This window comes from Mesorhizobium abyssinicae (assembly GCF_049887195.1).
Lineage (GTDB): Bacteria > Pseudomonadota > Alphaproteobacteria > Rhizobiales > Rhizobiaceae > Mesorhizobium > Mesorhizobium abyssinicae.
Window position 1 is genome coordinate 51,510 of the sequence record NZ_JARAKC010000010.1, and the last position, 25,516, is coordinate 77,025.

At 64.9% G+C, this 25,516-nt stretch carries 15 protein-coding genes; 12 read left to right on the forward strand and 3 right to left on the reverse strand.

Translation table 11 applies throughout. The annotated features are described in order from the left end of the window. Positions 1-67 precede the first annotated feature (67 nt). The 6 genes from PU724_RS21545 to PU724_RS21570 all read left to right on the forward strand — a co-directional run bounded on the left by PU724_RS21545 (position 68) and on the right by PU724_RS21570 (position 14,829). Positions 68-1,996, forward strand: coding sequence for an autotransporter assembly complex protein TamA (locus PU724_RS21545; protein WP_354423770.1), 1,929 nt, complete (start codon positions 68-70; stop codon positions 1,994-1,996). After that, on the forward strand, positions 1,996-8,046 hold the full coding sequence (locus tag PU724_RS21550) for a translocation/assembly module TamB domain-containing protein (RefSeq protein ID WP_354423768.1): 6,051 nt from the start codon (positions 1,996-1,998) through the stop codon (positions 8,044-8,046). Before PU724_RS21545 ends, PU724_RS21550 begins: the two co-directional genes overlap by 1 nt. Positions 8,047-8,319: 273 nt before the next feature. Beyond that, complete coding sequence (locus PU724_RS21555) at positions 8,320-9,972, forward strand: ABC transporter substrate-binding protein (protein ID WP_354423766.1); 1,653 nt, start codon at positions 8,320-8,322, stop codon at positions 9,970-9,972. 224 nt (positions 9,973-10,196) lie between these two features. After that, entirely contained in the window at positions 10,197-11,231 is a 1,035-nt protein-coding gene (locus tag PU724_RS21560) for an ABC transporter permease (RefSeq protein WP_354423764.1), read from the forward strand. Between the two features lie 12 nt (positions 11,232-11,243). After that, on the forward strand, positions 11,244-12,401 hold the full coding sequence (locus tag PU724_RS21565; RefSeq protein WP_127284821.1) for an ABC transporter permease: 1,158 nt from the start codon (positions 11,244-11,246) through the stop codon (positions 12,399-12,401). 97 nt (positions 12,402-12,498) lie between these two features. Further along, positions 12,499-14,829 carry a dipeptide ABC transporter ATP-binding protein gene (locus PU724_RS21570; protein ID WP_127391207.1) on the forward strand — a complete coding sequence of 777 codons (2,331 nt, stop codon included), beginning with the start codon at positions 12,499-12,501 and terminating at the stop codon, positions 14,827-14,829. 12 nt (positions 14,830-14,841) lie between these two features. Here PU724_RS21570 and PU724_RS21575 read toward each other — a convergent pair whose 3' ends face one another. Further along, positions 14,842-15,438: a transglycosylase SLT domain-containing protein gene (locus tag PU724_RS21575; protein WP_127284823.1), complete on the reverse strand. Its 597-nt coding sequence runs from the start codon at positions 15,436-15,438 to the stop codon at positions 14,842-14,844. A 217-nt stretch (positions 15,439-15,655) separates the two neighbouring features. Between PU724_RS21575 and PU724_RS21580 the strand changes: the two genes are divergently transcribed. After that, a complete protein-coding gene (locus PU724_RS21580) occupies positions 15,656-17,194 on the forward strand; it encodes a trimethylamine methyltransferase family protein (RefSeq protein ID WP_354423761.1) in 1,539 nt (512 codons plus the stop codon). A 79-nt stretch (positions 17,195-17,273) separates the two neighbouring features. Next, positions 17,274-19,700, forward strand: a complete 2,427-nt coding sequence (locus PU724_RS21585) for a GcvT family protein (RefSeq protein ID WP_354423759.1) — start codon at positions 17,274-17,276, stop codon at positions 19,698-19,700. 15 nt (positions 19,701-19,715) lie between these two features. On the opposite strand, the gene PU724_RS21590 is transcribed toward PU724_RS21585, so the two are convergent. Continuing rightward, the gene (locus PU724_RS21590) at positions 19,716-20,108 is read right to left on the reverse strand and encodes a DoxX family protein (protein ID WP_127311135.1); all 393 of its coding nucleotides are present in this window, start codon (positions 20,106-20,108) and stop codon (positions 19,716-19,718) included. A 196-nt stretch (positions 20,109-20,304) separates the two neighbouring features. On the opposite strand from PU724_RS21590, the gene PU724_RS21595 reads away from it, so the two are divergent. Next, positions 20,305-20,793, forward strand: coding sequence for a hypothetical protein (locus PU724_RS21595; RefSeq protein ID WP_354423819.1), 489 nt, complete (start codon positions 20,305-20,307; stop codon positions 20,791-20,793). Between the two features lie 140 nt (positions 20,794-20,933). Here the strand turns inward: PU724_RS21595 and PU724_RS21600 are convergent, their stop codons facing one another. Further along, positions 20,934-21,713, reverse strand: coding sequence for a VOC family protein (locus PU724_RS21600; RefSeq protein ID WP_354423757.1), 780 nt, complete (start codon positions 21,711-21,713; stop codon positions 20,934-20,936). A gap of 174 nt (positions 21,714-21,887) precedes the next feature. On the opposite strand from PU724_RS21600, the gene PU724_RS21605 reads away from it, so the two are divergent. The 3 genes from PU724_RS21605 (at position 21,888) to preA (ending at position 25,416) form a co-directional block, all read left to right on the forward strand. Further along, the gene (locus PU724_RS21605) at positions 21,888-22,622 is read left to right on the forward strand and encodes a gamma-glutamylcyclotransferase (protein ID WP_354423755.1); all 735 of its coding nucleotides are present in this window, start codon (positions 21,888-21,890) and stop codon (positions 22,620-22,622) included. 113 nt (positions 22,623-22,735) lie between these two features. Next, entirely contained in the window at positions 22,736-24,100 is a 1,365-nt protein-coding gene (locus tag PU724_RS21610) for an NAD(P)-dependent oxidoreductase (RefSeq protein ID WP_354423754.1), read from the forward strand. 2 nt (positions 24,101-24,102) lie between these two features. Continuing rightward, the gene (gene preA, locus PU724_RS21615; RefSeq protein ID WP_127391214.1) at positions 24,103-25,416 is read left to right on the forward strand and encodes an NAD-dependent dihydropyrimidine dehydrogenase subunit PreA; all 1,314 of its coding nucleotides are present in this window, start codon (positions 24,103-24,105) and stop codon (positions 25,414-25,416) included. The last annotated feature ends 100 nt before the right edge of the window (positions 25,417-25,516 follow it).

Sequence of the window (25,516 nt, forward strand, 5' to 3'; positions counted from 1 at the left end):
TTGTGGCCCCTTTACGAGCGTTTCAGAACTTCATTCCAATTTTAGTTTTGTCGACTAGGTTGTCTTAATGCCGGCGCATGAAAAGCAGATGTCAGGGGGGATCGCGCCAGGGCGCGGGCTTTCGCGCGCCCTGCTTCTGGCCGCGCTTTGCTCTGCTGTTTTCATTGCCGAATCGCGGCCGGCGACGGCTTTCGAGATATTCGGCATCAAGCTCTGGGGCTCCTCAAGCGACGAAGACGCCGATATTGTCGATCCGCTGCGCTATTCCGTGACCCTCGAGGCGCCCGATGCGGACAAGGACCTGGTCAAGAATCTGGAAAATGCCTCGACGCTGAAGGCGGACGAGGAGCGCCCGGTCTCCGGCTCGCTCGGCCTGCTGGCCAAGGCGCGGGCCGACCGCGAGGGGCTGGTCGCCGCCCTCTATGCCGACGCCCGCTACGAAGGCGTCGTCACCATAACCATCGAAGGCAAGCCGCTCGACGACTTGCCGCCCGACGCCGAGTTCAAGGGGCCGCAACCGATCCCGGTGGCCATATCCATCGCCGCCGGGCCGAAATTCACGCTCGGCAACATCAGGCTCGAAGGTGACGCCGCGGGGCTCGCCAGCGCCGATTTCGGCCTGATCGCTGGCGGCGATGCCGGGTCGGGCGCCGTGCTCAAGGCCGAAGCGCTGATCGTGCGGGCACTCAAGCAGGAGGGGCGGCCGCTGGCGACGATCACGGACCGCCAGATCGTCGCCGAGCACGCCACCTCGACGCTCGACGTGACGCTGACGGTCGCGGCCGGCCCGGTCGCCGGCTATGGCGACACCACGGTCGAGGGCACCGAGAAGGTCGATCGCAACTTCACCGAATACATGACCGGGCTGAAGCGCGGCCGCCAATATTCGCCCGACGAGATCGACGACGCGCGCGACCGGCTGCTCGGGCTGGAAGTGTTCAACAGCGTGACGATGAAGGAAGGCGAAAGCCTCGACGCCGACGGCAATATCCCGATCAACGTCCAGGTCAGCGAGCGTAAACCGCGTTATTTCGGGCTTGGCGGCACCGTCTCCAACACGGAAGGGCTTGGGTTGGAGGGCTATTGGGGCCACCGCAACCTGTTTGGCCGCGCCGAAAAGCTGCGCATCGAGGGCGCCATCAGCGGCATCGGCAGCAACGATCTCGGCGAGCTCAACTACAATGCCGGCATCATGTTCGAGAAACCGGGCGTGCTCGGGCCGTCATCGAAATTCTTCACTGGCGTGAAGACGGTGTTCGAGCATCCCGACGCCTACGACCATTTCTCGGTCAAGGGCAACATGGGCGTCTCCTACGATCTGGACAAGAAGCAGAGGGTTTCGGCGGAATTCGCCCTCGACTATTCCCGGATCACCGACACCTTCGGCAAGCACACCTATCTGATCGCCAGCGTTCCCTTGCAGTATGTCTATGACGGCAGGGACAACCGGCTCAACCCGACCAGCGGCTTCCGCGTGCTGGCCTATGCCGAGCCCAGCTACGACCTATTGAACGGCGCGACGTTCCTCAAACTGAAGGGCGAAGGGTCGGCCTATCAGTCGCTCGACACGGCGAGCAAATTCGTTCTCGCCGAACGCGCCACCATCGGTTCCATCGTCGGCACCGGCCTGCAAAACGTTCCGGCCGACCGGCGCTTCTATTCCGGAGGCGGCGGTTCGGTGCGCGGCTATGCCTATCAGGGCATCGGCCCCAAGGACATCGACGGACAGCCGATCGGCGGGCTGTCGTTCTTCGAGACTTCGGTCGAGATGCGCATCGCCGTCACCGACACGATCGGCATCGTGCCATTCGTCGACGCCGGCACCGTGTCGACGAAGTCGTTTCCGGACTTTTCCGACATGAAGGTCGGCGCCGGCGTCGGCGTGCGCTATCTTACACCGTTCGGGCCGCTGCGTGTCGATGCGGCGGTGCCGCTCAACCGCGGTCCGGGCGACCCGCATTTCGGCATTTATGCCGGCATCGGTCAGGCCTTCTGATGAAGACGTTCCGGCGCATCCTTCGCATTGTTCTCTACACGCTGCTCGTCGTGGTGGCGGCGGTGGTCGGCGCGCTGGTCGTGCTGACCAAGACCGAGCGCGGGCGCGACAATCTCGCCGGCATGATCTCGAATCTGGCGTCGAGCGACGAGCGCAAGGTCACCGTCAGCGGCATAGACGGCATCTGGTCCGGCGCGCTCAGGCTCGACCATGTCGTGGTCGAAGACCGCGGCGGGCCCTGGCTGGTGGCGCGCAAGGTGGCGCTCGACTGGTCGCCGCTGGCGCTGCTGTCGAAGAATTTCAGCGCCGAGCGCCTCGCTGCCGAGCGGATCGAGCTGGCGCGGCTGCCAGTGGCAAGCAATCAGCCGGCGGAGAGCGGCACGACATCGCTGCCGGTTTCGATCGACGTGAAGCAGATAGACCTGCCGGAGATCGCGCTGGGCGAGGCGCTGGCCGGCAGCGGCATCGCCGAACTTGCCGCCAAGGGATCCGTCAAGGCCGAAGCCGCGCCGCTCTCGGTCGATACGGTTCTCAACGTCATCCGCCACGACGGCAAGCAAGGCAATGTCGACGCCAAGCTGCATTTCGCTCCTGCCGACAACAAGCTCGACCTCGATCTCAAGGCATCGGAGCCGGCCGGCGGTATCATCGCCAATCTGCTCCAGCTGCCGGGCCAACCGCCGGTCGAGATCGTCGTCTCCGGCACAGGACCGCTGGCCAACTGGAGCGGCATCGGCACGTTCGTCGTCGACGGCCAGATCGTCACCCAGCTCACCGGACGCCACCAGCTCACCGACAAGGGACATATGGTGGAGGCCAAGGGCGACGGCGATTTCGAGCGCTTCCTGCCCGAAAAGCTGAAGCCGTTGTTTGCCGGCAAGACCAGCTTTGATCTTGCCGGCATCGCGACCCCCAGCGGCGGCGTCGACATCGAGCGGGCGGTGGTCGAGAGCGGCTCCGTGCACAGCGCCGCCGCCGGTTCCGTCGATCCCAAGGGCGCCAGCGACCTGTCGGTCGAATTCGCCGCCAAGGGCGAGCCCGTGGTGCTCGACGTCGGCACCAAGGCGCAGCCGGTCACGGTGGCGGTCAGGAACGCCACCGTCCGCGCCTTCGGCGACGGCAAGGCGCCGATGGTCGATATCGGCGCTTCGCTGGTGTCGGTGGCGGCGGGCGGCACACAGCTCAACGATCTCACAGCCGCGATCCATTCCGACGGCTTCGACATAGAGGACCGCAGCGGCCCGATATCCATCAAACTCGCGGCCGGCGGCCTCAAGACCGACGTGGCGACACTGGAGCCGCTGGTGACCGGCAAGCTCGTCGCCGATCTCGCCGGCAAGATCAGCAAGCAGGAGATTTCCCTCGACGAGGGCACATTGCGCAGCGATGCGCTGAATGCATCGCTGACGGCCACGGTTTCGCTCACCGACCTGGCGATGAAGCTGAAGATGAATGCCGACGCGGTGTCGAGCGCGCTGCCGCCGCAGATCCGCTCGGTGCTGGGCGAGCGCGTCACGTTCTCGGCGGCCGCCACCCGCGATCCGCAAGGGGCGTTTGCCGCCAATTCGCTGTCGTTGACCTCCGGCTCGCTCAGCGCCAGCGGCACCGCCAGCGCGCAAGGCTCGGACATCCAGGCCGACGTCAAGGGAACGCTGGGCGACGTCTCGACACTGTCGTCGCTGGCCGGCACGCCGCTCGCCGGCGGAATCAATTTCACCCTGACCGCGAGCGGCCCGCGCTTCGCCCCGGACTTTTCGGTCTCGGCCGACAGCGCCAGCCTGACGGCGGCCGGGCGCACGGTGAAGGACGTCAAGCTTTCGGCGAAGGGCAAGGCCGACATCGCCAGCCCCCAGGCCGACATCGCGCTTACCGGCGCCGTCGAGGAGCAGGCGCTGGACATAAGGGCGTCGCTGGTGACCAGCGAGGGCAAACGCTCGATCAAGGGGCTCAGCCTGGCGCTCGGCGACAACAAGATCTCCGGCGACCTTGCGCTGGATGATCATTTGCTGCCGCAAGGAACGCTGACGCTGGCGGTGCAAGACATTGCGCCGCTGGCGGCGCTTGGCGGTCAAACGGTGACCGGCGACATCAATGGCACCATCGTCCTCGCCAAGGAAGGCGAGGCGCCGACCGTCACCATCAATGCCGCCAGTGGCTCGATCGCGCGCGGCGACGTGGCGGCGAAGACGATTACGGTCAACGCGCTGATCGCCAACTATCTCAAGAGCCCGGCGATCTCGGGTACGATCAAGGCCGACAGCGTGACATCGGGGACCACCGTCGTCAGCGGCATCGGCGTCGACCTGAAGCGCGACGGCGACTGGACCAATTTCAGCGGCGGCGCCACGATTGCCGGCATTCCGGCCACCGCCGCCGGCCGGGTCAAGATCGCGAACGGCACCACCAATGTCGAGGTCGCCTCGGGCGAAGCCACCGTTCGAGGCATCAAGGCGGCGATCGCCGGGCCGTCGAACCTCACCATCGCCAATGGCGTGACCAGCATCGAAAGGCTGGTGCTCGATCTTGGCGGCGGTTCGGTGACGCTTTCCGGCAAGGCTGGCCAGACGCTCGACCTCGCGGCCACGGTCTCGGCGCTGCCGGCCGCCCTTGCCAACGATTTCTCGCCCGGCCTCGACGCCGCGGGCACGCTCGACGGCACGGCCGAAGTCACCGGCCCGGCGGCAAATCCGGACGTCCGCTTCAATGCCAAGTTGACCGGCGGCGAGACCAGCCAGACCCGCCAGGCGGGGCTTGGGCCGCTCAGCCTCAATGCGATGGGAAGCTTCACCACCGCGGGCGGTATCGTCCTCGATCAGGCGATGCTTTCGGGCGAGAAGATTTCCGGCAAGGCTTCCGGCACCATCAATCCGAACGGCGCCAGCGATTTCGCCCTCGACCTTGTCTCGACGGGTCCCAGCCTGCCGCTGTCGTTCGGCAGTGCGGAAAGCCCGATCAAGCTTGGATTGCAGGCGCTGTCGGTGAAGGCGGCCGGGCAGGGCACCCAGCCGAAGCTCGACATCTCGGCCGTGCTGCCTTCGGTCACGACGAATTTCACCAAGTCGGAAGGCATCACGCTGGCGCTGCATTCCGATGCCTTCGATGTTAAGAGCCGCACGGGACCGATTTCCGGCACAGTGACGGTGGAGACGATCGGGCTCGACAATCCGACGATCGCGCCGCTGATCGCGGGCAAGATCACCGCCAAGGTCGCCGGCACCCTTGCCACCGACGCGATCACGATCGATAGCGGCTCGGTGCAGGGCGCGGCGCTGGACAGCGCCTTCAACGGCCGCGTGTCGTTCGCCGATGGCGCCATCGACCTCAACCTCAAGGCGGACGCCCTCTCGGCGGCTTTGCCGGCGGCGGCGCGCGGCGTGCTGGCCGAGCGGACGCAGCTCAGCGCCACGCTGAAGCGGGATACCCATGGCGGCGTCACCATCAATCCGGTCAAGCTTGCCTCCGGCGCGTTGACGGCCGACGGGCAAGCCAGCCTCGCCGACAACAAGCTCAGCGCCGACATCAAGGGCGCGCTGGCCGATATCTCGCTGCTGTCGAAGGACGCCAAGGGCGCGATTGCCTTCGCGCTCAATGCGCAAGGGCCAAGCCTGGCGCCGGACCTGTCGTTGACGGTGGACAGCGACCGGCTTTCGGTAGCGGCGCGCGAGATCACCAGGCTGAAGCTGACCGCCACCGGCAAGGCCGATGCCGCCAACCCGGCCGCGAATGTGCAACTGACCGGCAATGTCGCCGGACAGGCACTGCAAGGCAGCGCGGTGCTGGCGACAACCGATGGCAAGAGCGCGATCAACGGGCTGCTCCTGTCGCTCGGCAAGAACAGGATCTCCGGCGACCTCGCGCTTGACGAGGCCTTCGTGCCCGCCGGCACCATCGCGCTCGACCTGCCCGATATCGGCCCGCTGGCGGCGCTGGCGCTGGAAAAGGCCGAAGGCGACGTGCGCGGCACCATCGCCTTCACCAAGACGGCCAACGGCCCCAACGTCACCGTCAAGGCGACGACCGCCGCAATTTCGCGTGGCGATCTCTCCGCCCGCAACGTCGCGATCGACGCGCTGGTCGCCAACTACCTGGCCGCCCCGGTGATCTCCGGCAAGGTCCGCGCCGACAGCGTCACCTCGGGCGGCACCGTGGTCAGCGGCATCAATGTCGACCTGAAGCGCGACGGCGACTGGACCGGCTTTTCCGGCGGCGCCACCGTCAAGGACATTCCGGCCAAGGCCGCCGGGCGGGTGATGGTGGCGAATGGCACCACGACCATCGAACTCGCCTCCGGTCAGGCGACCGTGCAAGGCATCAAGGCGGCGATCGCGCAGGCCTCGACGGTCAGTATCGCCAACGGCACGACGAGCCTGGACAGGCTGGTGCTCAATCTCGGCGGCGGCACCGCGACTGTGACCGGCAAGGTCGGACAGGCGCTCGATATCAATGCCGCGCTGGCCAAGGTGCCGGCTTCGCTCGCCAACAGTTTTTCGCGCGGCCTCGATGCTGCAGGTTCCATCTCCGGTACGGTCAAGGTGACCGGCGCGCCGGCCAATCCGTCGGTTGCCTTCAAGATCGACGCCGGCGGCGTGCAGACCGCGCAGACGCGGAGCGCCGGCCTCGGCGGCATGAACATTTCCTCGTCGGGAACGTTCGCCGGCAAGAAACTCACCTTCGACGCCAACATCAGCGACGGCGCAGGGCTTGGCCTGAAGGGCGGCGGCTCGGTGACGACGGCGGGAACGCCGGCGCTGGTGCTCGACTTCTCCGGCAAGGTGCCGTTCTCCTTCCTTGCCGCCAAGCTCGCCGCGCAGGGCCTGTCGCTGAGCGGCACCGCCAACGTCAATGTCCAGGTGCGCGGCCCGGCGACTTCGCCGGTCATCGGCGGCACGGTCAGCACGTCGGGCGCCCGGCTGGTCGACGCGCGCTCCGGCCTTGCCGTCAACGATATCGCCGCCGACGTCTCGATCGGCTCCGGCGTGGCCAGGATCAATCGCCTGACCGGCACGCTGTCGACGCGCGGCAGCCTGTCGGCCAGCGGCACGGTCGGCATCAATCCGGCGCAAGGGTTCCCGGCCGATCTTTCGGTCAAGCTCACCGACGGCCGCTACACGGACGGCCGGGTGGTGACCGCCAATCTCGGCGGCGACCTGACCATCAAGGGGCCGCTCGTCTCGGCGCCGGTGGTCGCGGGCACCATCAACCTGGCCAAGACCGTCATCACCGTTCCCGAGAAGCTGCCGGGCTCGCTGGCGGCGCTCAACGTCAAGCACAAGGGCGCGCCGGCCGCGGTGCGCGCGCAGGACAAGGCGCTGCGCCCGGCGACGACGAGCGGCGGCGGAGGCGGCAGCGGCCTCACCCTGGACGTCACCGTCAACGCGCCGAACCAGATCTTCATCCAGGGGCGGGGCGTCGACGCCGAGCTTGGCGGCTCGCTCAAGCTGACCGGTCCGGCATCCTCGCCGCATGCGGTCGGCACCTTCACCTTGCAGCGCGGGCGGCTGTCGATCCTCGCCAAGCGGCTGACCTTCACCGAAGGCACGGTCGGCTTCTCCGGTTCGCTGGTGCCTTATCTCAACCTGACGGCGACCACGACGACGAGCAGCGCCACCGTCACCATCGTCGTGTCGGGCGAGGCGACCAACCCGAAATTCACCTTCTCCTCGGTTCCGGCGCTGCCGGAGGACGAGGTGCTGGCGCAGCTGATCTTCGGCCGCTCGATGTCGAACCTGTCGCCGCTGCAGATCGCGCAGTTGGCGGAGGCCGCCGCGCAACTGGCCGGCGTCGGCGGCTCGACCTCGCTGCTCGAAAACCTGCGCAGCGCGATCGGCGTCGACGACCTCGACGTGACCACCGACGAGAAGGGCGGCACCGCCGTCTCGGCGGGCAAATACCTCAACGACCGTACCTATGTGACGATCCAGAAGGGCGACAAGCCGGGTTCCGGCAAGGCGGCGATCGACCTCAATGTCGGGCGCGGCGTCAAGCTGCGTGGCGAGGCCACCGATGCCGGCGAAGCCAAGGGCGGCATCTTCTACGAGCGCGAATACTGAAGCCGGTCGCAGGAAGGGCAGGCTTTGGCGCTATCGCAACCGGCGGGCTGGCGCTGTCCTATGCCGCTTGAATGTCTCAGTTTATTCGTTTGCGCATATTCGAATGAAATCTGCGACGCAGTAGCAAATTTGCGTCAAGACTGTCGCTATCGCGCGAACCGGCCTCCTTCCAAAGTTGCACATTCGCCAACATGTTCCAGTCCAGACCGTCTTTGACATCACGGTCTGGATGCGGAATGTTACAAGGCGGAAAGCCAACAATGGGAGTTAATCATGGCAATCTACAAATCTAACGGTGACCGCGTTCCGGATCACATCCGGGCCATGGCCGAAGAAGCCAAGGCGGGCAAGGTGGACCGCCGCGAATTCCTGGCGCTCGCCAGCGTCTTCGGCGCGTCCACGGCGATGGCCTACGGCATGCTCGGTCTCGCCGATCCGACCCCGGCAAGGGCCGAGGACGTGCAGGGCAAGAAGGGCGGCACGCTGAAGGTCGCGCAGTGGGTCAAGGACCCGAAGGATCCGCGCAAGTCCGACTGGTCGGAAATCGCCAATGCCGAGCGCCAGGCGCTCGAGCCGCTGGTCAAGTACACCACCGAATATACGTTCCGTCCGTATCTGCTGGAAAGCTGGGACGTGAACGACGACGCCACCGAATACACGCTGCATGTGCGCAAGGGCGTGACCTGGTCGAACGGCGATGCCTTCACGGCGGACGACGTCATCTTCAACCTGAAGCGCTGGGCCGACAAGAAGGCCGAAGGCAATTCGATGCCTGGCCGTCTCGGCACCCTGGTCAAGGACGACAAGCTCGACGAGAGCGCCGTGACCAAGGTCGACGACATGACCGTCAAGCTGAAGCTCGGCAAGCCGGACATCGCGCTGATCCCGAACGTGTGCGACTATCCGAGTCTGCTGGTGCACAAGAGCTTCGACGAGAAGGGCGGCGACTTCAAGGCCTGCCCGATCGGCACCGGTCCGTTCGAGCTCGTCTCCTACGATGTCGGCCAGAAGGTGGTCTACAAGCGCCGCGAAGACAACAAGTGGTGGGACGGCGAGGTGTTCCTCGACGGCGTCGAGTTCATCGACTACGGCACCGACCCCGCCGCCATGGTCAGCGCCTTCGAGGCGGGTGAAGTGCACACCAATTTCGAGACCACGGCCGACTATGTGTCGATTCTCGACGGCATGGACCTGGTGAAGTCGGAGATCGTGACGGCGTCGACCATCGTGTGCCGCACCAACATCAACAACAAGCCTTACGACAACCAGAAGGTCCGCAACGCACTGCAGCTCGCGGTCGACAACAATGTCGTTCTCCAGCTTGGCTACGGCAATGCCGGCACGGTCGCCGAGAACCACCATGTCTGCCAGATCCATCCGGAATACTACGAACTGGCGAAGGTGGCTCGCGATCCAGCCAAGGCCAAGGCCCTGATGGCCGAAGCCGGCCAGGCCGACTTCGAACATGAGCTGATCACGGTCGACGAGGACTGGCACAAGAACACCGGCGATGCGATCGCCGCGCAGATGCGCGACGCCGGCATCAAGGTGAAGCGCACGGTGCTGCCGGGCTCGACCTTCTGGAACGACTGGACCAAATACCCTCTGTCCACGACGAACTGGAACATGCGTCCGCTGGGCGTCCAGGTGCTCGCGATCGGCTACCGCTCCGGCGAGGCCTGGAACGAGACGGGCTTTGCGAACGCCGACTGGGATGCCAAGCTCAATGCCGCGCTCGCCGTCGCCGACGCCGCCAAGCGCAAGGAGATGATGAAGGACATCGAGCAGATCCTGCAGGATTCCGGCGTCATCATCCAGCCGTACTGGCGCAAGCTCTACAGCCACTCGGTCAAGGCGGTGCAGAACTACAAGATGCACCCGACCTTCGAACGCGACTATGGCAAGGTCTGGCTCGACCAGGCGTGATCGGACCGATTGGGGAAGGGGCTTGCCCCTTCCCCTCACTCCCCGCACAATGCAGGAACCGGAAGCCGGCGCCTTGAGAAGGCGTGGATTCTTCCGGCAACGGCGTGCAACGAAAAACAGGGTTGATCGCATCCGAGGGTCCGTTTGAAAGGCAGCCCGGCCGCTAGTGGCCGATCTGGTTCGCAGACAGGCTCCAACCCCAACCAGACCGGCAGGGGGCCGCCATGCTTTCTTTCATCCTCAGGCGTCTTGGCACGATGGCATTGACGATGCTGTGCCTGACACTGATCGTCTTCTTCCTGATCAATCTCAACCCGAACCTGAAGAAGCTGGCGATCAGCCAGACCGAAATGCACACATCTGCCGAGCAGCTCGAGGACTGGCTGGTCAACCACGGCTACCGGCAGAATTTCTTCGCCCGCTATGGCCAGTGGCTGGGCCTGCTGCCCAAGCAGCCGGTGACCGACCCGGCGACGGGCAAGCCGACGCAGCGTTTCGCCTTCTGCAACGATCCGGTCGAGCCGACATTCTCCGGCGTGCTGCAGGGCGATTTCGGCTGTTCGACCAAGTTCAAGACGACCGTGGCCTCGAAGCTGTTCCCGGCGCTCAGCGCCACCGGCATCCTCATGTTATGCGTGCTTGCGGTGATGGTGCCGATCTCGCTCTTGATCGGCATCCTGGCTGGCATGCGCGAGGGCTCGCGCACCGACCGCACGCTGTCGGTCGCCTCGATCGCGTCGACGGCGACGCCGGAATATGTTTCCGGCGTCATCTTCACCGTCATCTTCGCGTCCTGGCTCGGCTGGCTGAACGGCTCCGCCGCTTCGGCGAGCCAGGGCATCACCTTCTATAATTTCACGCTGCCTGTGATGACGCTGGCGATCTACGGCATCGGTTACATTGCCCGCATGACCCGCGCCTCGATGGTCGAGGTGATGACGCAGCAATATATCCGCACGGCCCGCCTCAAGGGCCTCTCCTTCGGCAGCGTGGTGGTCAAGCACGCGCTGCGCAACGCGCTGATCGCGCCGTTCACCGTCATCATGCTGCAATTCCCCTGGCTGCTCACCGGCGTCGTCATCGTCGAGGTGATGTTCCGCTACCAGGGCTTCGGCTACACGCTGGTCGAGGCTGCCGGCAACAACGACATCGACCTTCTGCTCGGCTGTTCGCTGGTCTCGGTGTTCATCGTCTTGATCACGCAGCTCATCTCCGATGTCGGCTACGCGTTTCTCAATCCGCGCATCAGAGTTCAGTAGGGGGCGAAGCGGATGCAGCTCGAATATATCAGTGCCTTCAATGTCGTGCTCGGCGTCATCTCGCGGTTCTGGCCGGTCTGGATAGCGCTCGCCATCGTCCTGGGGGCGAGCTTCGTCTACAAGAAGAAGCTCGGCCTCTACGGCCAGCTCTTCGACAGCGGCGTCGGCATCGTGGGCGTCGGCATCTGCCTGTTCTGGCTGTTCACGGCGATCTTCGCTTCGACCATCTCGCCCTTCGATCCGCTGGCGCAGGTGCCGGTGATGAAGGACGCGCTGCCTGGCGCGATCGAGCCGACCTCGAAACTCATCTACTATTTCGGCGGCGACAAGCTCGCCCGCGACGTGTTCTCGCGCATGGTGTTCGGCAGCCAGATCGTGCTGATCATCGCGCCGGCGGCCACCGGCTTCGCGCTGATGGTCGGCATCACGCTCGGCCTGCCGGCCGGGTACTACGGCGGCAGGATCGACACATTCCTGTCCTTCCTCGCCAATCTGGTGCTCGCCTTCCCAGTGATCCTGCTGTTCTACCTGCTGGTGACGCCCGGCATCATGGACACGCCGATCCCCTATGCGATGGCCGGGCTGTTCTTCCTGTTCCCGATCATCTTCTTCAGCGTGCTGTTCTGGACCCGCTACAAGAACCGCCCCGATCGCCTCTATATCCTGCTCGGGCTGACGCTCGTCATCGGCGGCTGGATCTATGCCGGCCTTGTCTTCGACGCCGATCCGCTGAAGATCGTGCATATCGATCCCAACCAGCTCAACATCTTCGTGGCGGTGGTGTTCGCCTCCAGCCCCGGCGTGTTCCGCATCGTGCGCGGACTGACCATGGACATCAAGACGCGCGACTATGTGGCGGCGGCTCAGACGCGCGGTGAATCGCCGTGGTACATCATGCTGTGGGAAATCCTGCCCAATGCCCGCGGGCCGCTGATCGTCGATGCCTGCCTGCGCATCGGCTACACCACGATCCTGCTCGGCACGCTCGGCTATTTCGGCCTCGGGTTGGCGCCAGAGAGCCCGGACTGGGGCACGGCGATCAAGGACGCCAGCCGGCTGCTGCGATCCTTCATCCACCCGGCGCTGCCGCCGACGATCGCGCTGATGTCGTTCGTGCTGGGGCTGAACCTTCTGGCCGATTCCCTGCGCGAACAGTCGATGAAGGATTGATGGCGGGGTCGAAGGCCCCCAAGCATGATCCCGAAAAGTGGTACCCGGTTTTCGGATATGATCATGCTCAACTAGAGACCAAGGATTGGAGCGACCCATGAACGAGGCAGTTCGAAATCCCGGCAAGCCGACCCCTGGGCCGATCATCGAGATCGAGAACCTGTCGATCTCCTTCTTCACCCGCAAGGGCGAGATACCGGCCGTCATGGACTTTTCCTGCACGGTCATGCCCGGCGAGGCGATGGGCATCGTCGGCGAGTCCGGTTGCGGCAAGTCGACCGTGTCGCTCGGCATCATGCGCGACCTCTCCAACATCGGAAAGATCGTCGGCGGCAAGATCAAGTTCCAGGGCAAGGACATGGGCGAGTTGTCCGAGGATGAGCTGCGCGCCATCCGCGGCAACAAGATCGCCATGATCTACCAGGAGCCGATGGCGAGCCTTAACCCGGCGATGAAGATCGGCCAGCAGCTGATGGAAGTGCCGCTGATCCACGACAAGGTGTCGAAGGAGGAGGCCTACAGCAGAGCGCTGGAAATGGTGCGCGCGGTGAAGCTGCCGGATCCCGAGCGCATGATGCGCTCCTACCCGCACCAGCTCTCGGGCGGCCAGCAGCAGCGCATCGTCATTGCCATGGCGCTGTTGTCGAAGCCGGCGCTGCTTCTGCTCGACGAGCCGACCACGGCGCTCGACGTGACGGTGGAGGCGGGCATCGTCGACCTGGTCAAGGGGCTGGGCGAGAAGTTCGGCACCTCGATGATCTTCGTGTCGCACAATCTTGGCCTCATCCTGGAGACCTGCGACAAGATCACGGTGATGTATTCGGGCGAGGCGGTGGAGACCGGCAAGATCAAGGACGTGTTCGACCGGATGCGCCACCCCTATACGCAAGGCCTGTTCCGCTCGATCCCGCTGCCCGGTGCCGACAAGAATTCCCGGCCGCTGATCTCGATCCCCGGCCAGTTGCCGTTGCCGCACGAGCGGCCGAAGGGCTGCAACTTCGGCCCGCGCTGCCACCATTTCGTCGAGGGCGTCTGCAACGCCGCCGAAATCCCGATGATCGCAGTCGATGGCCATGAGGGCCATTTCTCGCGCTGCGTGCGCTTCAACGAGATCGACTGGGAGGCGCTGCCGCCGGGCGCCAAGAAGGTCAATGAGAAGGTCGAGCCCGGCGCGCCCGTGCTCAAGATCCAGGACCTCAAGAAATACTACAGGGTCGGCGGCAGCGAAGTGTTCGGCTCCAGCGAGGGCCGCGTCGTCAAGGCCAACGAGACGATCTCCTTCGAGGCGCGCGAATCCGAGACGGTGGCCATCGTCGGCGAATCCGGCTGCGGAAAGTCGACGCTGGCCAAGGTGCTGCTCGGCCTGGAGACCGCGAGCTCCGGCAGCGTGACGCTCGGCAACAAGGAGATCCAGTCGACCGGCATCGAGAGCCGCAACGTCGAGACGGTGTCGTCGATCCAGATGGTGTTCCAGAACCCGTTCGATACGCTGAACCCCAGCCACTCGGTCGGCTCGCAGATCATCCGCACGCTGGAAAAATTCAATGTCGGCAAGACGGTGGCCGAGCGCCGCAAGCGAATGCTGGAGCTGCTCGACCTGGTGAAGCTGCCGAGGGCCTTCGAGACCCGCAAGCCGCGCCAGCTTTCGGGCGGCCAAAAACAGCGCATCGGCGTGGCGCGCGCCTTTGCCGGTGACGCCAAGGTGGTGGTGGCCGACGAGCCGGTTTCGGCGCTCGACGTCTCGGTGCAGGCGGCGGTGACAGAGCTGCTGATGGACATCCAGCGCAAGAACAAGACGACGATGCTGTTCATCAGCCACGATCTGTCGGTGGTGCGCTACATCGCCGACCGCGTCGTCGTCATGTATCTCGGCTATATCGTCGAGCAGGGGACGACCGACCAGATCTTCTCGCCGCCCTACCATCCCTATACCGAGGCGCTGCTATCGGCGATCCCGATCGCCGATACCAGCGTGGTCAAGAAGCACATCGTGCTCGAGGGCGACATTCCGTCGGCGATGAACCCGCCGACCGGATGTCCGTTCCAGACGCGCTGCGGCTACAAGAAGCTGGTGCCGGACAATCTGTGCGAGACCAAGGTGCCGCCGGTGAAGAACCTCGGCGACGGCCATATGAGCCTGTGCTGGCTTGCCGATGACGTGCTGGCGAAGATGGATCAGGTGATCAAGTTCGACAAGGAGCACGCCGCGCATGAGGGCGTGCCGGAAGATGTGCACGGCGCGGGGCCGGGTTTGACAGGAACGGCTCCCAACCGGCCGCGTGGCAAATCGTCGACTCCCGAAGCGGACCAGATCGGCGAGGCCGTGGAGCAGGACCAGGCTGGAATGCGAGCCCGTCGCAACAAAGTGCGCGACGAGACTTCCGAAACCGGTGCCAAAAAGCCGAAAGATACGACAAGGCGGCACTAATACCGGAAGGGGCTAGTTTCCACATTGCCGTAGCTGCGCCGCATAGTCCCGCGCCATCTTCTCGGTGGCGCGGGCGTAGTTTTGCACGCCGGCATCGCCGCGATTGCCGCGACCGTACGCCGTCCAGCCAAGATAATAGGCGAGATAAAGATTGTAGGTGTCGGTGCGGGCGACGCCGTAGGTGTCGGCGGTCTTGGAATGATACCAGCCGACGAAGTCGACCGCGTCGGCAAAGCGGGTGCGGCGCGCCGCCCAGTTGCCGGTCTCGCTCTGGTACTGCGACCAGGTGCCGTCGAGCGCCTGCGAGAAGCCCGTGGCCGACGAGACGTGTTTCCACGGAATGAAGCCGAGCAGCTTGGTGCGTGGCGGCCTGGCGTTGCTCTTGAAGCCGGATTCCTTGCGCACCGTCGCCATCAGCACCGGCAACGGCACGCCATATTTCTGCTCGGCGCGCTCGGCCGCCGCCTGCCAGTTGTCGAACCAGCCGTCATTCTGGTCGAAGACGGCGCAGACGTCGTTGATATGGCTCGGCGGCGTCGCGCAGGCCGAAAGCGCCAACGCCAGCAGCACGGTGACGGCTACAATTTTACTAAAACTCGACCTACGCATCGGCAGACGAATAGGCCGAAAACATAAAGGGATTCTTGCGGCGTTTCTTAACGGCTGGCGAGCCACCGTCGCCGCTCCGCCCCGGTATTATGATTTCGACTCTCGATGTCGCTTTTGTCGCAATGGAATATCAGAAATGCCGCCTTGGCTAAAATCACGCCCGCAAATGGCGGATTTCTGACAGCCACGCTTTCGTGCCGGCGCTCTGATGTGCGGCATGACCGAACCAAGACGCAAGCGCGGCACTGAGCGAACCAGCAACCGGGGGCCGTCCGTCATCCCGCAATTGCCGGCAAGGCGGGTGACCAACCCCTATCCGCCGATGGCGCTGCTCTCGGCCGACCAGATCGAGGCGATCCATGAAGCCTCGATGCACATCCTTGAAAATTTCGGCATCGAGGTGATGAGCCCGCGGGCGCTGGCGCTGTTCGAAAAGGCGGGTGCCAGCGTCGATCAGGCGTCGATGAATGTCCGCATCGATCGCGGCATGGTCGCCGAGGCACTGAAGACGACGCGTGCCAGCTACGCGCTTACCCCACGCAACTCGGCCCACGCCATCCATCTCGGCGGCAACACGATCAATTTCACGCTCGTCGCCGGGCCGCCCAACGTGCACGACATGGAGCGTGGCCGCCGCGCCGGCAATTTGCGCGACTATCAGGACCTCGTGCGGCTGGCGCAGCATTTCAACTGCGTCCACATGCTCGGCAACCAGGTTTGCGCGCCGATCGAACTGCCGGCCAATTCGCGCCATCTCGACACCTACTTCACCAACCTGACGCTGACCGACAAATGCTTCCATGTCTCGGCGATCGGCCGAGGCAGGGCGCTCGACGGCATCGAGATGATGGCGATCGCGCGCGGGCTGACGCTTGATCAGATGCGCGACGACCCGGGCATCGCCACCATCATCTCGGTCAACTCGCCGCGCCGCTTCGACGAGATGATGGCCGAGGGTCTGATGACCATGGCCGAGTTCGGCCAGTCGGTGGCGGTGACGCCGTTCACGCTGATGGGGGCGATGAGCCCGGTGACGCTGGCCGGCGCGCTGGCGCAGCAGAACGCCGAGGCGCTGTTCGGCGTTGTGCTGACGCAGCTCGTCCGGCCCGGCGCGCCGGTCATGTATGGCGCCTTCACCTCCAATGTCGACATGAAGTCGGGGGCGCCGGCCTTCGGCACGCCGGAAAACACCAAGGCCAATATCGCCTCCGGGCAATTGGCGCGGCGCTATGATTTGCCGTACCGGACGACGCCGGGTTCGGCCTCCAATGCCGCCGACGCGCAAGGCGCCTACGAGACGCTGATGGCGCTATGGGGCGCGGTGCTCGGCCACGGCAACCTCGTCTACCACGCCGCCGGCTGGCAGGAGGGCGGGCTGACCGCATCGTTCGAGAAATTCATCATCGACGTCGAGATGATCCAGCACATGATGGAGTTTCTGCGCCCGATCGTTGTCGACGAAGGGGAGCTCGCGGTCGAGGCATTGGGCGCGGTGCCGACCGGCGGCCATTTCTTCGGCGAGCCGCACACGCTGGAGCGCTACGCCACCGCCTTCTACCAGCCGATGCTTTCCAACTGGCAGAATTACGAAGCCTGGCAGGAAGCCGGTGGCCTCGACGCGACCGCGCGCGCAACGCGGCTGTGGAAGAAGGCGCTGGAGGAGTATGCCGAGCCGGCGATGGATCCTGCCGTGCGCGAGGCGCTCGAAGCCTATATGGCGCGCCGCAAGGAAGCGATCGGGCAGGGCGAGCCGTGAGTTCCTTGGCGTCGGCGCGAGGCGCTGCCTTTCCGATTCGTCTTATCTTCCCAACTCACTGAAATAACGAGAAAACCCCATGAAATCGCATGCAAAGGTCGTGGTCATTGGCGGCGGTGTCGTCGGATGCTCGGTGCTGTTCCATCTGGCCCGGCACGGCTGGACCGATGTCGTGCTGCTGGAGCGCGACGAGCTGACCTCCGGCTCGACCTGGCACGCGGCCGGCGGCATGCACACCATCAATGGCGATCCCAACGTCGCCAAGCTGCAGAAATATACGATCTCGCTCTACAAGGAGATCGAGGAACTGTCCGGCCAGGCGACCGGCGTGCACCTGACCGGCGGCGTGCTCTTGGCTGCGACCGAGGCGCGGCTCGACTGGCTGCGCGGCGTGGTCGCCAAGGGCCGCTATCTCGGCATCGACCTTGAGGAGATCTCGCCCAATGAGGCGGCGGAACTGATGCCGCTGCTCGATCCAAAGCAGTTCGTCGGCGCGGTGCGCAACAAGGAGGATGGCCATCTCGATCCGTCCGGCGTGACGCATGCCTATGCCAAGGCGGCCCGGAAACTGGGTGCGGAGGTCGAGCGCTTCACCAAGGTCGAGGACATCGTGCGCCGGCCCGACGGCTCATGGCGCGTCATCACCAACAAGGGCGAGGTGGTAGCCGAGCATGTCGTCAATGCCGGCGGCCTGTGGGCGCGCGAGGTCGGCCGCATGGTCGGCCTCGAATTGCCGGTGCTCGCCATGGAGCACATGTACCTGATCACCGAGGACATGCCCGAGGTCGCCGCCTGGAACCAGAAGACCGGCACCGAGATCATCCATGCGGTCGATTTCGACGGCGAGCTCTATCTGCGCCAGGAGCGCGGCGGCATGCTGATGGGCACCTACGAGAAGGCCAACAAGCCGTGGTCCGAGTTCCAGACCCCGTGGAATTTCGGCCATGAACTGCTGGAGCCGGACATCGATCGCATCGCGCCGTCGCTGGAAGTCGGCTTTCGGCATTTCCCCGCCTTCCAGAACACCGGCATCAAGCAGATCATCAACGGCCCCTTCACCTTCGCGCCGGATGGCAATCCGCTGGTCGGGCCTGTGCGCGGCCTGCCGGGCTTCTGGGTCGCCTGCGGCGTCATGGCTGGTTTCTCGCAGGGTGGCGGCGTGGGACTGGCGCTGTCCAACTGGATGATCGAAGGCGATCCCGGCGCCGACATCTGGGCCATGGATGTCGCGCGCTACGGCGACTGGGCGACGATGGCCTACACCAATGCCAAGGTGCGCGAGAATTATTCGCGGCGCTTCTCGATCCGCTTCCCCAACGAGGAACTGCCGGCCGGACGGCCGCTGAAGACGACGCCGGTTTATGACGCCCTCTCGGCCAAGGGCGCGCAATGGGGCGTGTCCTACGGGCTGGAGGTGCCGCTCTGGTATGCCCCTGACGGCGTCAGGGACGAGTTCTCGTGGCGGCGCTCGAGCGATTTCGACCATGTCGCGAAGGAAGTGGCGGCGGTGCGCGGCGGCGTCGGCCTGGCGGAGATTTCCAACTTCGCCAAATATGCGGTGACGGGCGAGGGCGCAGCTGGCTGGCTCGACCGCATGCTGGCCTGCAAGCTGCCGAAGCGCGGCCGCATGACGCTGGCGCCGATGCTGAAGGATGACGGCAGGCTGATCGGCGATTTCACGCTGGCCAACATCGACGACGGCGAGTGGTTCATCGCCGGCTCCGGCATCGCCGAGCAATACCATATGCGCTGGTTCGAGGCGCATCTGCCGAAGAACGGTTCGGTGCGCATCGAGGCGCTGGGACAGAAGCTGGCCGGGCTGGCGATCGCCGGACCGAAGGCGCGGGATGTTCTGGCGAAAGTGACGCGCGCGGATGTCTCCAACGCCGCATTCCCCTTCATGGCGGTGGCCAGGATGGACATCGGCATGGCGCCGTGCCTGGTCGGCCGCGTCAGCTATACGGGCGATCTCGGCTACGAGATCTGGGTGGCGCCGGAGTATCAGCGCGCCGCCTTCGGGGCGTTGATGGCGGCGGGCGAGGAATTCGGCATCGGCCTGTTCGGGTCGCGCGCGCTCAATGCGCTGCGGCTGGAGAAAAACTATGGCTCATGGGCGCGCGAGTACCGGCCGACCTACGGGCCGCTGGAGGCCGGCCTCGACCGCTTCGTGGCCTACGGCAAGGAGGCGGACTTCATTGGCAAGGCGGCGGCACTGGCCGAACGCAAGCAGGGCGGCAAGCTACGACTGCGCGCCTTCATCGTCGAGGCGGATGATGCCGACGTCATCGGCGACGAGCCGATCTGGTTCGACGGCGCCGTGCGCGGCTGGGTCACCTCGGGCGGCTACGCGCATCACGCGAAAAGGTCGGTCGCCATGGGCTATGTGCCGAAGGAGATCGCCGACGAGGCCGACGGCTTCGAGATCGAGATTCTGGGCAAGCGCCATGGCGCGCGCATCCAATCGGCGCCGCTGTTCGACGCCAATTTCGAGCGGATGCGCGCCTGAAACCGTGTGGCAGGCTCACGCGTTGCGGCGGTTGTCCAGCGCGAAGGCGCCGGCGCCGGCAAACACCAGATAGAGGAAGATGAAGCAGAACGAGATCGCCGAGTCGCCGCCATTGTTGACCGGGAAGAAGTCGCGCGGCGCATGCGCCATGAAATAGGCGATCGCCATCTCGCCAGCCAGAAGGAACGCCACCGGCCTGGTGAACAACCCCAGGGCCAGAAGGATGCCGCCGGCGAATTCAAGGATGCCGGCAGCCAGAGGCAACCCGCTCAAGGCGCCGGCGTGCTCGCCGACGGGGAAATTGAACAGTTTCTGGGTGCCATGCTCGATGAATTGCAGCGCAGTCACGATGCGCAGCACGCCGAGCGCCTGTGGCCGGTACTGGGAAAGACCTTCGAAAAGCTTCATCTAAAACTCCATTTTGCCTCCCCGCCTGGCCATAAAATATCGCCCGGCAATGGACCACTCACTTCCGATGCCCTGCCTTCAACAATCGGTGAGTGAAAATGGTTTCATCTCCCAAAAATGTTTCCCTTCATGGTTGCATAAGTATCGCTATGGTTGTATTGATGCGGGTATGCCAACCATCCGAGTTCCCTTTGCCATGAAAACAATCGTCATCAGCCTGTTCGCAATCCTTGCAGGCACCAGCTTCGCCATGGCCGCCGACGGCGGCTGTGATGCCTTCAAATGGCCGGTGGCACGCGAGCAGGCATTGTTTGCGGCAGCGCCGGCCGCGCAGTCCGGCGCTGCCCTGACGGTCGGCCAGGCGATGGATTTCACGCTCGCAGCGGTCGACACGGTCAGCTTTGAAGTGCCACCGGACCGTGCCCCGGCAGCCGGCACGTTCGGCGCGACCGCAAGCATCGTCGTGCCGCCTGAAGGAGAGCTCCAGGTCAGCCTGTCGGATGAGGCCTGGATCGATATCGTGCAGGACGGCCATGCCGTGAAGTCGGCTGGGTTCAGCGGCGTGAAGACCTGCCCGGGCATTCGCAAGAGCGTGCGCTTCAAGCTGTCGGCCGGCCCGGCCACCGTTCAGCTCAGCGGCAGCAAGAAGGCCGACCTCAAAGTCGCCGTTCTGACGCCGGAGTAACGCACTAGGGTGAGGTCGGCGGGACGGCGCCCTCTCTGTCTTGCCCGTCCTCCGCAGTAGTTGCGGAGGAGGGCCGGACAATCCGCCCAAGCGGGAGATCGGCTGTTGCTGCCGCTTTCACCAATCGCAATGCGGTGGTTTTACCGCATCGGCGCGATGAGCGCGAAATGCGCGCCTTGCGGATCCGTGCATTGCACGATCCAATCGCCGCCGGGCACCTCCATTGGACCCATGATAGCCTTGCCGCCATTGTCGGTCACGCGCTTGGCCGCCGCGTCGATGGCGGCGACGTTGAAGTAGAACTGCCAGACCGGCACCGGGATCTGTTCGGGCTTGTTCATCATGCCGCCGACGGGCTCGCCGCCAAAAGCGAAGACCTGGTAGGTGCCCATCGCCGGACCCATGTCGAAGTCGCCGGCCTTTGTCCAGCCGAACTGCTCGGCATAGAAATCGAAGGCTGCCGTCCAGTCCGTCGTGTAGAGCTCATGCCAGCCGATGTGGCCTGGCGTTCGCGCCGGCACCGGCGGCTGATCGGGCTGGTTCGGCTGCAGGAACATGAAGGTCGCGCCTTGCGGATCGGCAACGACGGCGAAGCGCCCGACGCCCGGAATGTCGTCGGGTGCGCGGTGCACGGTGCCGCCCGCGTCCTTGAGCGACGCGGTCGCGCCATCGGCATCCTTGCTATGGATATAGCCGAGCCAGGCGGGCGGCATGCCCATCTTGGCGGCATCCTCGGGCAGCGTCATCAAGCCTGCGACGCCGCGCTCGCCGACATTCATGACGATGTAGCGCGGCATGCCGGGCGAGGTATCGAAGGGTTGCCCCTTCCAGCCGACAATGGCTGTGTAGAAGGCCTCGGCGGCGTCGAGGTCGGTGGTCATCAACTCGTACCAGAAGAACGGCATCGGGGATTTCGGCATCGTCATGCTCCTTCGGTTTCCTCGGTTGATCGTCTCGTGACCGATCTTAGGATGATCCGGCGACAGGAATCCGACATGGGCCGGAAATCGACGGCGGCAAGGCGCTGTGCCTGCAATCTTGCGCGCCATGCGGTTTTCGCCTTTGCTTGTCCGTCAATGAGGGGATCACCATCCATGCGGCAGATGTCGCTCACGCCGGAGCTTGTGGCGCTCTGTCATCGGGAGGAAGCCGATCCAGGTCCGGACGGCAGCTGGACGCAATTGAACGACGATGATTTCCGCGCGCTTGCCGAGCGTCTATCAGGCGAAGCCGACGAAGGGCCGCTGTGGGTGTTCGCCTATGGCTCGCTGATCTGGAAGCCGGCCTTCGATTCCGTCGAGCAGCAGCGCGCCTCGGCCCATGGCTGGCATCGGTCGTTCTGCCTCGACATGGTTCGCTGGCGCGGCAGCGCCGCGCAGCCCGGGCTGATGATGGCGCTGGAACGGGGCGGCCGCTGCGACGGCGTCATCTATCGCCTGCCGGACGGCGACAAGCCGGCCCAGATCGAAAGGCTGCTGCGGCGCGAGATCGATGATCACGAAAGCGTCGCCTCGGTCCGATGGGTGCCGGTGCGCACCGCGCAAGGGCCGCGCAAGGCGCTGGGCTTCTGGGTCGGGGTGACCGGCAGGGGTACCTCGCTCGGCCAGCCGCTGGAGAAGGTGGCGCATGTGCTGGCCCGTGCCTGCGGCCATGTCGGCTCCGGCGCCGAATATCTCTACAACACCGTCAGTCATCTCGAGACGTTCGGCATCCACGACCGCAATCTGTGGCGGCTCCAGGAACTGGTCGCGGAGGAGATCAGGTCGATCCATGGCCCGGGCAGCGAAAGCGCCGGGTCATTCGAGCCCTCCGTGCTTGCCATAACATGAGTATAATTATCATGTTTTTATAGAGCCTTTTCAGCGACTTGGCCGAAAATTGACCAATTGATAAAAAAATAAAACGTGCTAGCCTTCCCCAAAACAAAACAAGGGGAACCGGAATGGCGACTGGTCATTTCAAAGAGGGCATAGCCGGCGGCCGGCTGTCGTCCGAACAGTATGCCGACAATTTTTCCGATCTGCATCCACCGCTCGACCATCACGAGGCGCTGGTCGAAAGCGATCGCTGCTATTTCTGCTACGACGCGCCGTGCATGAATGCGTGCCCGACCTCGATCGACATCCCGCTGTTCATCCGCCAGATCTCGACCGGCAATCCCCTCGGCTCGGCCAAGACCATTTTCGACCAGAACATCCTTGGCGGCATGTGCGCCCGCGTCTGCCCGACCGAGACGCTGTGCGAGGAAGTCTGCGTGCGCGAGGTGGCCGAGGGCAAGCCGGTGCAGATCGGCCGGCTGCAGCGCTACGCCACCGATGTCGCAATGAGCGAGGACAAGCAGTTCTATGCGCGCGCCGAACCGACCGGAAAATCCGTCGCGGTGGTCGGCGCCGGGCCGGCCGGGCTTGCCGCCGCCCATCGGCTTGCCCGCCATGGCCATGACGTGACCATCCTTGAGGCGCGGCCGAAGGCCGGGGGCCTCAACGAATACGGCATCGCCGCCTACAAGAGCGTCGACAATTTCGCCCAGGCCGAGGTCGACTACGTCACCTCGATCGGCGGCATCGACATCCAGAACGGCAAGGCGCTCGGCCGCGACTACCAGCTCTCCGACCTGATCCGGAATTACGATGCCGTGTTCCTCGGCATGGGGCTCGGCGGCGTCAACGCGCTGCGCGCCGACGGCGAGGGCAGCGATGGCGTCACCAACGCGGTGGAGTTCATCGCGGAACTGCGTCAGGCCAGCGATCTTTCCGGCCTGCCGGTCGGCCGGCGCGTCGTCGTCATCGGCGGCGGCATGACGGCGATCGACGCCGCGGTGCAGTCGAAGCTGCTCGGCGCCGAGGAGGTGACGATCTGCTACCGGCGCGGCCAGGAGCACATGAATGCCTCCGGCTTCGAGCAGGATCTGGCCGCCGCCAACGGCGTCACCATCCGCCACTGGCTGCAGCCCAAGCGGGTCATCGCCGAGAACGGCAAGGTGTCGGCGATCGAGCTCGAATATACGGCGATGGACGGCGACAAGCTGGCCGGCACCGGCGAGCGGCTCACGCTCGCGGCCGACCAGGTGTTCAAGGCGATCGGCCAGAGCTTTGTTACGGCCGCGCTGAACGGCAGCGGCGCCGAGATCGAACTCGAAGGCGGCCGCATCAAGGTCGATGCCGAGGGCCGCACCTCGCTGGCCAAGGTTTGGGCCGGCGGCGACTGCATCTTCGGCGGCGACGACCTAACCGTTTCGGCGGTGGCGCAAGGCCGCGACGCGGCCGAAAGCATCAACCGGGCACTGACCTCTAACGGGAGGGCATGAGCATGGCAGATATCAGGAACAATTTCGTCGGCATCAAGTCGCCAAATCCGTTCTGGCTGGCCTCGGCGCCGCCGACCGACAAGGCCTACAACGTCATCCGCGCCTTCCAGGCGGGCTGGGGCGGCGTGGTCTGGAAGACGCTCGGCGAGGAGGGGCCGCCGGTGGTCAACGTCAACGGCCCGCGCTACGGCGCGATCTGGGGCGCCGACCGCCGCCTGCTCGGCCTCAACAACATCGAGCTGATCACCGACCGCGAGCTGCAGACCAATCTGCGCGAGATCAAGCAGGTCAAGCAGGACTGGCCGGACCGCGCCGTCGTCGTCTCGCTGATGGTGCCCTGCGTCGAGGAAAGCTGGAAGGCGATCCTGCCGGTGGTCGAGGAGACCGGAGCCGATGGTATCGAGCTCAATTTCGGCTGCCCGCACGGTATGTCGGAACGCGGCATGGGCTCGGCGGTCGGCCAGGTGCCGGAATATATCGAAATGGTGGTGCGCTGGTGCAAGGCAAACACCCGCATGCCGGTCATCACCAAGCTGACGCCCAACATCACCGACATCCGCAAGCCGGCGCGCGCGGCACATGCCGGCGGCACCGACGCGGTGTCGCTGATCAACACCATCAATTCGATCACGGGCGTCGATCTCGACAGTTTCGCGCCGCAGCCGACCATCGACGGCAAGGGCTCGCATGGCGGCTATTGCGGCCCGGCGGTGAAGCCGATCGCCATGAACATGGTGGCCGAGATCGCGCGCGATGCCGAGACACGCGGCCTGCCGATCTCCGGCATCGGCGGCATCACCACATGGCGCGACGCGGCGGAATTCATGGCGCTCGGCGCCGGCAATGTGCAGGTCTGCACGGCGGCGATGACCTACGGCTTCAAGATCGTGCAGGAGATGATCGCGGGCCTCGAGAACTGGATGGACGAGAAGGGCCACGCCTCGCTCGCCGACATCGTCGGCCGCGCCACGCCCAACGTCACCGACTGGCAGTATCTCAACCTCAACTATGTGGCCAAGGCGCATATCGACCAGGACGCCTGTATCAAATGCGGCCGCTGCCACATTGCCTGCGAGGACACCTCGCACCAGGCGATCACTGCCATGGTCGACGGCGTCAGGCATTTCGAGGTGATCGAGGCCGAGTGCGTCGGCTGCAATCTGTGCGTCAATGTCTGCCCGGTCGAGGGCTGCATCACCATGGAGCCGCTGGCCGTCGGCGCAATGGACGAGCGCACCGGCAAGCCGGTGTCGCCGGTCTATGCCAACTGGACGACGCACCCGAACAATCCGATGGCCAAGGCGGCTGCGGAATAGGGAAGGTACGCGACGAAAAGCGGCGTCTTCGGACGCCGTTTTTCATTTTGGTATTGCAGATAAAAAATATCCACGATAAAAGATATCCATGAACTGGAGC